General features: G+C 57.4%; 11 protein-coding genes. 4 read left to right on the forward strand and 7 right to left on the reverse strand.

The features are described from left to right. Positions 1 to 16: 16 nt before the first annotated feature. Positions 17 to 463: a low molecular weight protein-tyrosine-phosphatase gene (locus ACGHEN_RS10245; protein WP_390399218.1), complete on the forward strand. Its 447-nt coding sequence runs from the start codon at positions 17 to 19 to the stop codon at positions 461 to 463. 46 nt (positions 464 to 509) lie between these two features. Here the strand turns inward: ACGHEN_RS10245 and ACGHEN_RS10250 are convergent, their stop codons facing one another. The 3 genes from ACGHEN_RS10250 to ACGHEN_RS10260 form a co-directional block, all read right to left on the reverse strand. Further along, a complete protein-coding gene (locus tag ACGHEN_RS10250) occupies positions 510 to 1,871 on the reverse strand; it encodes an ATP-binding protein (RefSeq protein WP_390399219.1) in 1,362 nt (453 codons plus the stop codon). A 182-nt stretch (positions 1,872 to 2,053) separates the two neighbouring features. Then, positions 2,054 to 2,383 (reverse strand): TIGR04076 family protein, encoded by a 330-nt coding sequence (locus tag ACGHEN_RS10255; protein ID WP_390399221.1) that lies wholly within the window; start codon positions 2,381 to 2,383, stop codon positions 2,054 to 2,056. Continuing rightward, entirely contained in the window at positions 2,376 to 3,200 is an 825-nt protein-coding gene (locus tag ACGHEN_RS10260) for a PfkB family carbohydrate kinase (protein WP_390399224.1), read from the reverse strand. Before ACGHEN_RS10260 ends, ACGHEN_RS10255 begins: the two co-directional genes overlap by 8 nt. Positions 3,201 to 3,898: 698 nt before the next feature. On the opposite strand from ACGHEN_RS10260, the gene ACGHEN_RS10265 reads away from it, so the two are divergent. Genes ACGHEN_RS10265 through ACGHEN_RS10275 form a run of 3 tightly spaced genes read left to right on the forward strand, consistent with a single transcriptional unit; the run spans position 3,899 to position 8,121 of the window. Beyond that, positions 3,899 to 4,402: a MarR family winged helix-turn-helix transcriptional regulator gene (locus tag ACGHEN_RS10265; protein WP_390399225.1), complete on the forward strand. Its 504-nt coding sequence runs from the start codon at positions 3,899 to 3,901 to the stop codon at positions 4,400 to 4,402. Beyond that, positions 4,395 to 6,209, forward strand: coding sequence for an ABC transporter ATP-binding protein (locus ACGHEN_RS10270; protein WP_390399227.1), 1,815 nt, complete (start codon positions 4,395 to 4,397; stop codon positions 6,207 to 6,209). The genes ACGHEN_RS10265 and ACGHEN_RS10270 overlap by 8 nt, the downstream gene beginning before the upstream one ends. After that, the gene (locus tag ACGHEN_RS10275) at positions 6,202 to 8,121 is read left to right on the forward strand and encodes an ABC transporter ATP-binding protein (RefSeq protein ID WP_390399229.1); all 1,920 of its coding nucleotides are present in this window, start codon (positions 6,202 to 6,204) and stop codon (positions 8,119 to 8,121) included. Before ACGHEN_RS10270 ends, ACGHEN_RS10275 begins: the two co-directional genes overlap by 8 nt. Positions 8,122 to 8,451: 330 nt before the next feature. Here the strand turns inward: ACGHEN_RS10275 and srtB are convergent, their stop codons facing one another. From srtB to ACGHEN_RS10295, 4 genes are all read right to left on the reverse strand, one after another. Beyond that, positions 8,452 to 9,186: a class B sortase gene (gene srtB, locus ACGHEN_RS10280; RefSeq protein WP_390399232.1), complete on the reverse strand. Its 735-nt coding sequence runs from the start codon at positions 9,184 to 9,186 to the stop codon at positions 8,452 to 8,454. A gap of 20 nt (positions 9,187 to 9,206) precedes the next feature. After that, positions 9,207 to 10,310, reverse strand: a complete 1,104-nt coding sequence (locus ACGHEN_RS10285) for a hypothetical protein (RefSeq protein ID WP_271740533.1) — start codon at positions 10,308 to 10,310, stop codon at positions 9,207 to 9,209. 51 nt (positions 10,311 to 10,361) lie between these two features. Then, positions 10,362 to 10,895, reverse strand: coding sequence for a signal peptidase I (lepB, locus tag ACGHEN_RS10290; protein WP_162010724.1), 534 nt, complete (start codon positions 10,893 to 10,895; stop codon positions 10,362 to 10,364). 95 nt (positions 10,896 to 10,990) lie between these two features. Continuing rightward, positions 10,991 to 14,122: a hypothetical protein gene (locus ACGHEN_RS10295; protein ID WP_390399236.1), complete on the reverse strand. Its 3,132-nt coding sequence runs from the start codon at positions 14,120 to 14,122 to the stop codon at positions 10,991 to 10,993. Positions 14,123 to 14,384 lie beyond the last annotated feature (262 nt).

Below are 14,384 nucleotides of genomic sequence, written 5' to 3' on the forward strand. Positions count from 1 at the left end.
AGAAAGGAAACCGCATATGCACCGCGTACTGTTTATCTGTCATGGGAACATCTGTCGCTCGACGATGGCTGAGTCGGTGTTTACCGAGCTGGTGCGGCGCGCCGGGCGCGCGGGCGAGTTTGTCATTGACTCCGCTGCGACCTCGACCGAGGAGATCGGCAACCCGCCACACCACGGTACCGTTGCCAAGCTGCGCGAGGTCGGGATTCCCGTCGTCGCACATCGTGCACGTCAGGTGCGTCGCGCGGAGTATGGCGACTGGGACCACATTGTCTATATGGACGACGAGAACGCGCGTGGCCTGCGTCGCATCTTTGGCGACGACCCCGACGGCAAGATTACGCGCATGCTCGATTGGACCGAGCGCCCCGGCGACGTGGCCGACCCCTGGTACACCGGCAATTTCGATGCCACCTACCGCGACGTACTCGACGGCTGCACCGCTATGCTCGAGCAGCTGTAGGCAATCGAGGTCGCGGGCCACGCCTTTGTCACATCCGGGACTAGCCCTAGACCGGCTTGACCTCCAGCTTTATCCCCTCGGCGCAGGAGTCGCCCAAAACATCCGAAAGGGCCCAGGTCGCATATAGCGGCAAATAGAGAACCGCTCCGTTGCGCTCAACGTTGCCTCTCGAGAAAACAATCCCGAGCCTTACGCCATATTCAGCCGTATCAAGCACATGACCGAGCGCAGCGTGCGCGTGGTAATAGGAGCCCGATTTAACCTCGATCGGAACAGCCGTCCCATCCGGTCCATCGACCACAAAGTCCACTTCACCGCGCTTTTTTGTCTGATAGTAGTAAAGCTGGCGATTTTGGGCAGCCAGCTGCTGGGCCACCACGTTTTCGTAAATGCCGCCCAGATTGGGCTCCTTGCTATCAAGATACGCCGCTTGGGCGACTCCGACGGGGTAGCGCGCCATCAACATGCCCGTATCCGATTGATATAGCTTGAACTGCGATGGCCGTGCCGTCTTGAGCAAGGGCGATTTTGGCTCGGTTACGATATCGGCTTTGAGAGCAACGCCGGCATCGACAAGCCATACAAAATCTCGCTGATACTTCTCGTAGTGAGCCTTGGGGTCAATGGAATTGAGCACGAAGCGCTTGTTTTCGCCCTCGAGCATAATAGGGAGCTGATCGTAAATGCTCTGCACCTGAAGGGATCGCCCGCTTGCATACTTGGAGATATCCCGCCGGTACTGTTCGTTGAGCTCTGACTGTAGCTGACGAACAGAGGCAAGGTCGCCCTGCGTGTCAAGGAAACGCTGCACGACCTCCGGCATTCCGCCGACAACGGTATAGGTCCTGAAGTTTGCCATCATCGCGTCATGAATGTAATCAGGAACGGGCCTCTCGCTGATACACGCGTCACGTATCGTTTGGCGAGCCCCCTCGCTCACCCCGGTTGCCCAGCAAAACTCCTCAAAATCGAGCGGGAACATCCTAAGCTCGTGGACATACCCCACGGGATAGGACCTGACGCCCTTGAACTGAGTCCCGAGCATTGACCCCGAAAACGCCCAGCGGCACCTCCCGTCCTCAACAAGGAACTTTGCCATCGTCATGATGTCGGGGGCCTCTTGGACCTCATCGATAAACACGAGCGTTTTGCCTGGCGCAATCGACTTTCCCGAAAGAAGCGTCACCCTGCTGATGAAATCATCGGCATTCCGCGCCTCGAGAAGAGCATCTTTTGCCTGGCGGTTTTCCATGAGGTTAAGCTCGATGTAGGTTGCATGGTTGGCTTTGCCAAATGCGCGAATCGAATAGCTTTTGCCAATCTGGCGAGAACCCGTAATGAACAAGGCCTTTTGCTCGGAAGACTTCAGCCAACGCTCCAGCTCTGCCGCTATTTTCCTGCGCAGCATAGGCTCTCCCCTCGGTGTCATCGAATGAAATGCAAAGTTTTATACGCTTGATTATCAATGAAACGCAGAATTTTTAGAACCTAAAATCGGATGAAATGCAGAGATTTGAAATTATAAGCAAAAGGAGGGGCATCACCGGCGAATGTGTCAAAGGGGCTGCCCCTTTGTCACATTGCGCTCGACTACTCGTCAACGATCTCGGCAAGCCAGACGTTCAGCGTATCGACCTCGGGGCAGCAGAACTTTGCCGTACCAGGCTCGTTGCCAGGCACGGTTCCGCCATAGCGCAGGATATCGATATAGAGAAAGCCCACATGGCAAGCCATGGCGCACATCTTGCCGCGATCGCGGTCGAAGTCAAAAACGTCGCCCGGCTTGTGACCATGGTGGCAACGGCACGTTCCCAGCTGGTCCACGCAGCTCACGCGGATACGCGGACGCTTGCCACGCGGCGCGCCGAGCGGCTTGCTCTCGCCTGCAGGCTTGATGCCGCCCTCGCCAGCGTTACTCATGGTCGATCACGTCCAAGCAGGCCTCGATGGGAAGGCCGGCCGACTTGTCCTCTTGGTCGGCATTGCGCTCGATAAGCTCAGCCACCACACGCATGGCATCGGACGTCGCGCGCTGCAGACTCCAACCTGCCATAACGCGGCCGACGAGCACCGCCGAGAACGTGTCGCCCGTGCCCGGGAAATACACCGGAATGAGCTCAAAGGGAATCGTGAAGTACTCCCCCGCTACATGGTCGTAACCGATAACCGCGTTCGTGCCATTGACCACGGCGCTCGTAATGACCACCGACTTGGCACCCAGGGCACGCACGGCGTCCACAAGAACGCGGCCCTCATCGGGCGTGATTTGCTCGGCAATAGGCGTATCGGTGAGCAGACAGGCCTCGGTGTAGTTAGGCACCGCGTAGTCGGCGCACTCGAGCAGGTGCCTCATGAGACCGATCGTGGACTCGGGCACGCCGGCGTAGAGCTTGCCGTTGTCGCCCATGATGGGGTCGACGAACACCTTGGTGCCCTTTTGCGCGCGACGGTGGCAGAAGTCCGAAATAATGCGCGTCTCTTCCTCGGTCACGATAAAGCCAGTCGAGATGGCGTCGAACTCAAAGCCGAGCTCCTCCCAGATAGCGAGGCTCCGGCGGACATACTCCGTGGTGTCGTGGATGTAGAACTTGGGGTAGTTGAGCGTATCGGAAACGAGGGCCGTCGGCAGGTTGTGAATGCGATAGCCCATGTGCGACAGCACCGGCAGCATTGCAGAAAGCGCGACCTTGCCGTAACCGCACATATCGTTGATCAGCAGCAGCTGGGTATTCTTCATGAGGGTCTCCCTTGTTTCGGGCGCGGCGCGGCAGCGCCACAGTGCGACTAAGTGTAGCGCAGGGGACGTTGCGAGCGGAGGCGAGCGGTGCGAAGTGCAAATTGTTGCGGAAAGGTTTCGGAAATGGGAGGCAAATCGCGGCGGTAGCGGCACAGTAGCTGCCATCTATTTACTACCATTCCAAAACTATGCCGGATTACTACGATAAACCGCCAGTCTCCAACCACAACGAATTGCACTCCAGCAAAAACCGCAGGTAGACAGCTTGTGATTTTCCGAAAAACAATGCCGAGGTCTGAGATTTCGAATTCATCGTAGTAATCCGGCATAGTTTTGGGCAAAGCAACTTCGGAAGGGTGTCACCGCAGCCCAAAATGATCCCTTTTCCTCCGTCCCCAAGGGATCAACATGCACCGAAGCGGACCGTGGCGGAATCACAGGTTGAGGACGGACAGCGAAAGCGTTCCTAAGCGAGCAAGGTGGCGTGAAAGAGGAGGGCATAGGCCTTGTGGCCATGCCCGACGATTGAACGCCAGATTGCCGCTTAGGAACGCTTGCAGCGTCGAGCGGTTACGGCGTTTGGCAAAACGCCGTAACTTAATAAGTTTGGTACCTTGACATTTATTTACCATGCTCCTAGATTAGTTAGGCACAAAACAATTCCACTACCTAACTAAAGAAAGGAGCGAAGCTTAGATATGTGTGTTGAACCACTCGTCCTTCCACATGAGCCCGGCGGTGACCCGTCGCAACCGGTAGACATACCCGAAGCGGTCAGCGCCGAAGACAAACTCGCCAAGCGCATCCTGAGCGGCCTGGGCTTTTGCGGCCATTACATGCACTTTCATGGCGGGGGCGTGTCCGGCAAGGCGCCCATCGTCTGCCTGCTCGCCAAGCAGCCCACCGGCGAGCTTTCCCAGCAAGAACTCGGCATGCACTTCGACCTCAAGCCGGGATCCCTTTCCGAGATCCTGTCCAAGCTCGAAATGGGCGGCATCATCGAACGCAGTCGCAATCCCAAAGACCGCCGGCAGCTCACCATACGCCTAACCGAAGCGGGGTGGGAAAAGGCCCGCGTTGAGCAGGCCGCCCGCATTCGCTTTAGAGAGCAGGCCTTTAGCGCCCTCACCCACGACGAGCGCGAGCAACTCGCCGAAATGCTCGAGAAAATCCGTGTAACCTGGGAGGAACTGGATGATTAAAACCCTCATGGGCAGCATCCGCGACTATATGAAAGTCACCGTTGCCACGCCGTTGCTCGTGCTTGGCGAGGTGCTCTGCGAGATGCTGATTCCATTTATCACCGCCAACCTGATCGACGCCATCAAAGACGGCGCCACCGTAGCCGAGATGCTTCCCACCGCAGGCCTTTTGGTGCTCATCGCGCTGACATCGCTTGCTTTTGGCGCCGCTGCCGGCGTCACCTGCAGCCATGCGAGCTGCGGCTTCGCCAAGAACCTGCGTCACGACCTGTTCTACAAGATCCAGACGTTCAGCTTTGCCAACATCGATGAGTTCTCGAGCTCCTCGCTCGTCACGCGCCTGACCACCGACATCAACAACGTGCAGCAGGCCTTTATGATGATCATCCGTATCGCCGTGCGCGCGCCGTTGGTATTGATCTTCGCCTTTACCATGGCATTTATCATGGGCGGCAGCGTCGCCATGGTCTACCTGATCATCATTCCGCTGCTGGGCTTTGGACTGTTCTTTATCATCTTTAAGGTGCGCCCCATCTTCTCGCGCGTGTTCCACAAGTACGACGCCCTTAACGAGTCCGTCGAGGAAAACGTCACCGGCATGCGCGTGGTCAAGAGCTACGTGCGCGAAGACTTTGAGAAGGAGAAGTTCGCGACCGCCGCACGCGACGTCCAGATGGACTTCACCCGCGCCGAGAAGCTGCTCGCCTTTAACAACCCCATGATGAACATCTGCGTCAACGGCGCATTTGTCATCATCATCTACCTGGGATCCAAGCTCATCATCACGAGCCAGGGCACGCTGTTCGACGTGGGCCAGCTCTCCTCGATCTTTACCTATGGCTTCGCGATCCTCATGAGCCTGATGCAGCTGTCGATGATCTTTGTCATGGTGACCATGGCCGACGAATCGGCGCACCGCATTACCGAGGTGCTGGCCGCCGAGCCCACGATCGCCGATCCCGCCGAGCCCGTGCTCGAGGTTGCCGACGGTTCCATCGACTTTGACCACGTGAGCTTTAAGTATTCCGCGCATGCGAAGCGCCAGGCGCTCGACGATATCGACCTGCACATTAAGAGCGGCGAGACCATCGGTATCATCGGCGGTACCGGCTCGGCCAAGTCCACGCTTGTAAACCTCATCGCCCGTCTGTACGACGCCACCGAAGGCACCGTGCGCGTGGGCGGCATGGACGTACGCGACTACGACCTGGACGCGCTGCGCCACCAAGTGGCCATGGTGCTGCAGAAAAACGTGCTGTTTAGCGGCACCATTGCCGAGAACCTGCGCTGGGGCGACCCGAACGCCACCGACGAGGAAGTCCGCGAGGCGGCACATCTGGCCTGCGCCGACGAGTTTGTCGATGGCTTCCCCAAGGGCTATGACACCTGGATCGAACAGGGCGGCTCCAATGTTTCCGGCGGTCAGAAGCAGCGCCTGTGCATTGCGCGTGCCCTGCTGCGTCGCCCCAAGATCTTAATCCTGGACGACTCCACCAGCGCTGTCGACACCAAGACCGACGCCAAGATTCGCGCAGGGTTGGCAAGCTATCTGCCCAACACGACCAAGCTCATCATCGCCCAGCGCATCAGCTCCGTGCAGGACGCAGACCGCATCATCGTCATGGAGGGTGGCCGTATCGCGCAGATCGGCAACCATGACGAGCTGCTCAAGACGAGCGAGATCTACCGCGAGACCTTTACCTCGCAAAACAAGATGTCTGCCGAGGGCGAAGGGGCCGTCGAGGCCGACACCGAGGCATCCGCAACACAAGCTCAGACCCAGGAAGGAGGCGAGGCACATGAGTAAGGCAACGACCGCCGAGCGCGCGCTCAACCGCAAGGGTGGCACCATGTCGCGCCTCATCAAGACGCTCTTTGGCTTCTACCCCGTGCTTTTGCCCCTCGTCGTCGTCGGCGTGGTGCTCTGCGCCATCATCAACTCCATCGGCGCGACCTTCCTTCAGAGCGCTCTGCAGATTATTAGCGAATCGTGGCAGTCGGGCGATTGGGAAGCCGCACAGCCCAAGATCGCACAGCTCGTGACCACCCTCGCCTGCATCTACGGCGTCGGCATCCTGTCTTCGCTCTTCTGGAACCGCGCCATGGCCATCGTCACGCAGGGCTCGCTCGAGAAGCTGCGCGAGAAGATGTTCAACCGCATGCAGGACCTGCCGATTCGCTACTTCGACACGCACCAGCGCGGCGACATCATGAGCCACTACACCAACGACATCGACACGCTGCGCCAGATGATCAGCCAGTCGCTGCCCAACCTGCTCATGACGACCATCGTCATCGTCACGGTGTTCTTTATCATGCTGTACTACAGCGTTTGGATGTGCCTGGTCATTGTGGCAGGCGTCGCCTTTATGACCTTTATGACCAAGCTGCTCGGCTCCAACTCCGCGCGCTTCTTCATTGCGCAGCAGACCGAGCTCGGCGTGGTCGAGGGTCATATCGAGGAAGTCATGAACGGCCAGAAGGTCGTCAAGGCATTCTGCCACGAGTCTGCCGCCGAGGCCGATTTTGACGAGCGCAACGAAAAGCTCTTAGAGGTCTCGCAGAAGGCCAACATGTACGCCAACATCCTCATGCCCATCCTTATGAACCTGGGCAATCTGCTCTACGTGCTGGTGGCCCTTGCCGGCGGCATTTTCCTGGCGCTGGGCGTGCCCAACCTGAGCATCTCGGGTATGGCGCTGTCCATCGCCGTCGTGGTGCCGTTCCTCAACATGACCAAGCAGTTCTGTGGACAGATCGGCCAGATCTCGCAGCAGATCAACGCCGTGGTCATGGGCCTCGCCGGCGCCGACCGCATCTTTGAGCTCATCGACGAGAAGCCCGAGACCGACGAAGGCTACGTGACGCTCGTCAACGCGCAGGTGAACCCCGATACCTGGCAGCTCGAGGAGGCCGACCACCACACCGGCATGTGGGCGTGGAAACACCCGCACCGTGCAACCGGCGAGATCGAGTACGTACCGCTGCGCGGCGACCTGGTCATGGACAACGTCGACTTTGGCTACACGCCCGACCACGAGGTGTTGCACGGCGTGTCCGTGTTTGCCAAGCCGGGCCAGAAGGTCGCGTTTGTCGGCGCCACCGGTGCCGGCAAGACGACCATCACCAACCTCATCAACCGCTTCTATGACATCGCCGACGGCAAGATTCGCTACGACGGCATCAACGTCAACAAGATCCGCAAGGCCGATCTGCGCCGCTCGCTGGGCGTGGTACTGCAGGACGTGAACCTGTTCACCGGCACCGTGATGGATAACATCCGCTACGGCAACCTGGACGCCACCGACGAGGAGTGCATCGCGGCAGCCAAGCTCGCGGGCGCCGACGACTTTATCACCCGCCTGCCCGACGGCTACGACACGATGCTCACCGGCAACGGCGCGCAGCTGTCGCAGGGCCAGCGCCAGCTGATTTCGATCGCACGCGCCGCCGTCGCCGATCCGCCGGCAATGATTCTGGACGAGGCCACGAGCTCCATCGACACCCGCACCGAGGCCATCGTGCAGGCTGGCATGGATAAGCTCATGGAGGGCCGCACGACGTTTGTCATCGCACACCGCCTGTCCACCGTGCGCAACTCCGACGCGATCATCTGCCTGGACCACGGCCGCATCATCGAGCGCGGCAACCACGACGAGCTGATCGCTAAGCATGGGTACTACTACCAGCTGTACACCGGTGCGTTTGAGCTCGAGTAGGTAGGTTTGTTTCACGGAGGACCCCCAGGCGGGCCGGGGTGTAACCTCCGTGCTCAAACATTCTCGCTTCGCTGCGAAACTGCGCGCGGAGGTTACACCCCGGCCCGCCTGGGGGTCCTCCTGCGCGCAATCAGCCCGTCGTTTAGAACGGAATAAAAGTTAGTGAGGCCCTGGCCGGTTGGCCAGGGCCTCGTTTTGTAAGGATGATTTGGGAGGTGGTGGGGGGACTGGTCAAGCTAACGGAACGCCGTAGCTAAAAATCCCCGTCCCAGAAAAATCATTGCGCAGGTAGGACGGCAAAGGTAGCTAGAAAAGCCCATCCTAAATGAGCTACAAGATTTCGGCTAGGAGCGCTCGGCGCCCATTTGTTTTATCGCTGCAGGTAGAAAGCGCGATGATGCGCGAATCAGGGCCAACGTCATCCATGTCCGCATGCACCGCCGTCTGCGAGATATGCGTGAGCAGCGTCTGCATCGAGGCCTGGTCCAGGTTTCCCGGCCCAAAGATAATGTCATCACTCGCAGCAAACGAACACACGGCAACGATGCGCAGCCGGAACGCCCCATCCTTTGTGTAGAGCGTGCCCGTGCGGTGCAGGTCAAAGAAGCCCCTGTCTAGAAACCGATCGACATCGCCAAACATCGCACCGTTATCCATGTGGTGCGCATAGAGCAGATTGTAGGGATCGGTCATCGCGCGGCTGTTGCGCGTATCCAAAAACACCGCTCCCGAAACCGCGGACTCCCCCAACACGTTTTTGTTGAGGTATTCCTGGTTATCTTTTCCCTGAACGAAGGGATAATCGATGTTGGTGCCATCGATGGTGACCCATCCGACAACGTCGGGATTTTTGGCCATCAGATCCTGCAGGCGTGCGCAATCGTTGGTCCCGGTGGGTTTGTAGTGCAGCAGCTCATCGCTGATGAACCCGCCGTTCATAACGTTGTTTGTATCCCACAGCGAATAGCCCCCGTACAGCAGCATGAGCAGCACGAGAAAGCCGGCAAACCACGTAAGCACGCGGTCGCCGGCTCTCGCCAGCCGAGCTATGCGTTTAAGCTCCATCGGCTGTAATCCTCGCTGTTTTAACGACGATTACGACGAGGACGGAAGAAGACCACGCCCATCACGGCAGCAAACGCGACGATTGCCGCATAGGGAACGACCGTCCGAATAACATCGGTCGGAACGGTAACATCCTTGGTGTTGGTAAAGATCACCGTGGTGTCGTAAGCACCGATAGCTTCCTCGACAATAGAGCTACCTTCTGTCGAATTGGTGCCATCACCAATCTTGTACGACGTCTTATAACCGTCGCCATGATAATCCGCCTCAGTTACGGCGAATTTATCCTCCGATGAGAGACCGTAAACGATGACGGATTCCCCATGCTTAAGGCTTACGGTAACCGCAGTTCCCGACGTAGCTGGAGTTTGGCTCATGGTGGTGGCACCGTTTTTCACAGTGGCGTACTCATAGCTCTCCCCGTCAGCGCCTTTAATCGTGAAGGTAAAATTAAAGTCCTTATTCTTGTCACCTTGGTTGCCCTTGACGACCTTTGTGATGGTCAGCTTATGGGTGACATATTTGTTCAAAAAACCTGCGGTCTTCTCGCCCGAGCCTGCTTCTGTTCTAAGAATACAGCCCTTAACAACATAGCCCGAACCGCCATTCTCTTCGTTTTCTACGTAAACATCCAGGAAGAGCTCCTTGTATGTAACGTTGAGACCGTCCAGCCCTGACGGCGTCTGCGTAATTTTATATCGATAGATACCCGGAGCCTTGAACAGAGAGGTTTTAATTTCGGCACTCAGTTTGGCGGTTATTGTCTTAGTTTTCTCACCGGTATTCTCTGTGCTTGTAAGGCCTTTGTTGGAAAAATTAACGGAAGTCGGCGAAAGCGTGACGGCGTCTGTCACTCCAGCATAAACGGGCATACCGCTCGTGCTCGTAAGCTCACTCTCCTCATCCGCCGGCGCAATCGAATAGTTAAACGTCGCATTAGGCACCACGGCATTCTCATTCATGGTAAGCGTCGAGGTGATCGTAACCTTGTTGTCTTTTACCGGCAGATGCGGTTGAGCGGCACTGTCCTCCGCCCACGCGGGCGCGACAACTCCCACCAAAGCCAGCAGCATCGTGGCAGCCACAACTGCAAATGCTGTCAGTCGTCTCTTTCCAGTTTTCATGTTGTATCCCTCCTCTCGGGCATATGCCCTTAATAAAACCAATCTCCGTGCCTACAGGTTCGACCTGCGCAGCACGCTGATCACGTTGCCCTTGATCTGCGAGCGGGCAATCGGCCCGTACAGGCGGCTGTCGTGGCCGCCCTCACGCAAATCTGCCAGTACAAAGAACTCATCCGTTCCCAGGCGCACGGGATAGTCCACAGCAGACTCATAGCGCGGCGTCGGCGTGGTGATGTCGCTTTCCACAACAACAGCCCCGTTAACCATGAGCTCGCCTTCCTCGGTAATCGTGACCTCATCACCGGGACGGGCAACCACGCGGCCTAGGCGCTCTGCGCCATCCGCGGTGTATACCACCACGTCACCCTCGTTGAAGCTCTGGCTGAACCTCCAGTAGAGCATGACGTCACCCGAACAGATACGCGGGGCCATCTCGCCAGTCGTGACTGCACCCACGCCCAAGACCACGCCAAAGAGCAGCCAGAGCGTCACGACAAAAAATGCCAAGCGCGCCAGAAAACCCACGATATCGCGCCGGTCGTCCGCTTCTCCCAGATCTGGCGCCGCATGGGCGCCCAACCTCACGTTCGACGCGGCCGAATACCGCGAGCCCCGGGGTCTTCCCTGCGGGGCCGCTCGTGCGGCTGGCCCATCACCAGCATTGCTGGCGCCATGTCTTCTCATAGGCGCCCGCCCCTCTTGGAGCCGCGGCGTAAACGCAGCGCAACCATGCCCGTAGCCAACAGCACGCCGGCGGCCAAAATCGCCAGGGCATAGATGGGGTTGCGCGTAATACCCGTAGGCACCGCGACCTGTCGGGAATTGGTGGCCTTAGCTTCAACGGCAACGGTCACACGCGGACCGTTGAGCGTGCCGCTCGCACCCGTAAGCTCGGCGTGGTACCCCAACGACGAATAATCGTCTTCGCTCACGGTATAGACCGCGTTGTAATCCAGCGCCTTAATCGAAACGGTCAGGCCGTCCTTAACGGCAAACGGCACGGTCGCCTTGCCCTGGCCATCGGCCGTAAAGGCCGTCTTGTTTTCCACGGTCTCGGCCCGATCATTCGGTCGCGCCACGAGCGCATGGCTGCCTTGGGCAGACGCATCCGAATACTCGATGGCGTAGGTCTGACCAGCCTTGAGGCCCGTAAAGGTCGCCGTCATCTTAAAGTAGGCACGCTTGTCGCCCATATTGCCCGTAACGCTCTTGGAAACCTTGAGTGTGTAGGTGCGCGGGGTGAATCGTGCGTATACGCATCCCGTATGGCGATCTTTTACGTTGTACGTATAGGTGGGTGAAGACGACAGCAGCTCCGGGGCGTCCGGATTCGATAGGTCGTACCAACCCTCAAAGTGATAGCCCTCCTTGGGAGCGGCCACCGCCTCCACAAACGTGCCGTCATCCACAAAGTAGGCAACGCCCGATTTTTTGTACGCGTCCTCGTCCTTGCCCGAGCCATCCCCGGCATCGATGGAGCCCTTTGCCCCCTTAAGCTTGGAGCTGACCGTGCCGCCCGTCGTTACGTTGCTCCACGTGCCATCGGCATTTTTAAGCTGGGCAACAAAGGCCTGACGATACTTCCATTGCGCCACGAACGTCGCGCCCTGGCTCTCGGGAATGTTTTCGACGGTTACCGCATCGCCCACAGCACCGGTATCCGGATTGACCTTCTTGCCCTTAATGGTAAGAGTGCCGGAATCCGTGGTGCCCTCGGGAGCTGTATGGGTCACCGTGTGTTTGGCATCGAAGCGAACGGCTTTTCCCGAGCCCGCGTACTCCCAGCCCATAAACTTCCAGTCGTCGTTTTGTCCAACGGCAGCATGGGAGGTATAGCTCGCTCCAGCGCCAGAAAGCTGTACGAAATCGCCCGTGGACTCATTGTACGGATCGTAGTGATACGCTTTGCCGCCGTTCACATCGTATTGAACGCCTGCCTTGGAAAACACGAGGTGCACTTTGTAGTGCTTTGTGACCTTGTCGACCTCAAAGCGATAGGTACCATCTTCCAATCTGGTCCAATGTGCGTCGTCGTCTGCGGAATAGAACTCGCCGTTGACAAAAGCACCGATAAAGACTGCCCCGTCATCGCGTTTGGCATCGACCATAAAGTAGGAGTTCTTCTCCTGTTTACCTACGTAGTTTTTGGCATAGGTAAAGTCCGCCGTCTTGGTATTGGCGTTATAAAAATACGTTCCGCTTCCGTTGGGCGTCGTGTATGTCTCGATGCGATAGAACTCCCTAAACGAGATATTGTCGAGGAAGTTGCCGGTCGAATTGCTCCCGTTGGCCGTGTTGTAGGCCACAAAAGCAAAGACGCTCTGGTTTTGGCCATCCGGAATGGTGTAGGTATAGTCGTAGTCAACCTTTTTGCTCTGCTCGAGCGCGTTGGAACCGTAGGAAGCCCACGCGTCGTTTTCGGACGCCATGATCCATACGCACCATTTTTCGGTATGCTCCGCATCGGCCGTCCATGAGAACGCGCTTCCGCTGGACGCATTGGCAAATCCGCCCACTTTGTCAAACTTGGTTGAATACAGGATGATCTTTTTGCTGCAGCCCGATTGGGAAAAATTGACCACATCCAAGCCGACATAGTTGTCGACGCTCATTTGAATCCATTGAACAATTTGCTGGTACTGATCGAGTGCCTTTTGATTGTCCTTGTACGGCTCGTTTTCTTGTCGCGGACCGATGATAAGGGCCATGGCGTCTCGACCCGAGCGGCCGCGGTGGTCGAGCCCCCACTCGTACTGTTTTTCCGGCTCGGTCGTCACATATTGGTAGAGCGAACTCGCCTCGTGTGCGTTGAGCTCGGCTGCATAGTCACCATCGGAGGGCGTAAACGTAACAGAATGCCCAACTGGGTCGATATAGTAGTCGTTCTTGGCAACGATCTCGATACGATGGTCCGTCTCGGTCGTACGCCAATGGGGCGAGCACAACGTAAACTTGCTGGGCCTCTGGTTCCCTAGATGTATATCCTCTTCAAAGCTGCCGTTAGCAATGTTCGTATTCTCGTTCTTAAGATTCGAGGTCGAGAACGCATAGTTTGTGAGCGTTGTCATGGTCTCGGACGAATTTTCCCAATACACCTTGGCAAAGTCGCTATAGATGTCGCGTGTGCCCTGCTTTTCCACGTGAACGTCGTTGACCAGATTACCAAACCACTCCCGGTATTGTTCGTTCTCCCCCGTAAGATTTGAATCGTAGCAAGTCAGCGCAAGCATCGTTTTGTCGGACGCTGCGGTATAGTCAGCCTGATAGGCAAACTCATCGTCTTCCTCGGGAAGATCTCGATAATAATGCGTGCTGTTGGTGCCAAAGGAGAACCAACCCTGTCCGTTAGAGCTTACGAGCCACACAGAAAGCGCGATGCGACCGTCGCTCTGTTCAAACGAAAAGTGGGATCCATCAGCACTGTTACCAGCAAATCCGCCGTTTGCAGCAAAGGGATCGCTGTAAACGGTGTACTGCTCAACGGTATTTCCCTGGGGCATCTTGACCTGCGCCTTAAGCCAAGCCCGCAGCTGCATAAGCTGGTCTTGGCCTGCGCTGTTAATCGACAGATTCTCCTGTTGAGGACCCATCGTGAGCATCAGCACGTCGTGGTCGGTTGCGGCGCGATGGTTTAGGCCCCACTCGTACGTGGCGCCGCTCTGGGTGGAAAAGGTGGTGTAGGTTGATCCAGGTTCAAAATAAAGATTGGTGCCCTGTGGCCTAAAATTCCACGCAAGCGCAAAGTGATTGCCGTTAGCTTGTTTGGTGTTCGTTTGGGGCTTAAGGAGCTGCGTGGAAAGCTCGAGCTTCATCGTCTCGCCGATTCTCTCATTCGGAGAGGTCGTCGACCAGCCAGTAGCTTGGTTAAGAAAGTTTGGGTTTGTTATAAGGTTGCCATCGTCACCGTACGCGCGCGAGGGCAACCCCCCCCCCCGGCCATAACGAACACGCATAAGGCCGCTGCCAACATCATAAAGGTGCGGCGCATCGACGCAATATGACCGAAAGGACCCTGCACGGGCGCATCCCCCCCCAGCCGCAGCCCGAGCTTTCGCGCAAGCTGCACAAGTAGTT

Origin of the sequence: Collinsella sp. i06-0019-1H4 (assembly GCF_042849575.1) — a bacterium.
GTDB lineage: Bacteria > Actinomycetota > Coriobacteriia > Coriobacteriales > Coriobacteriaceae > Collinsella.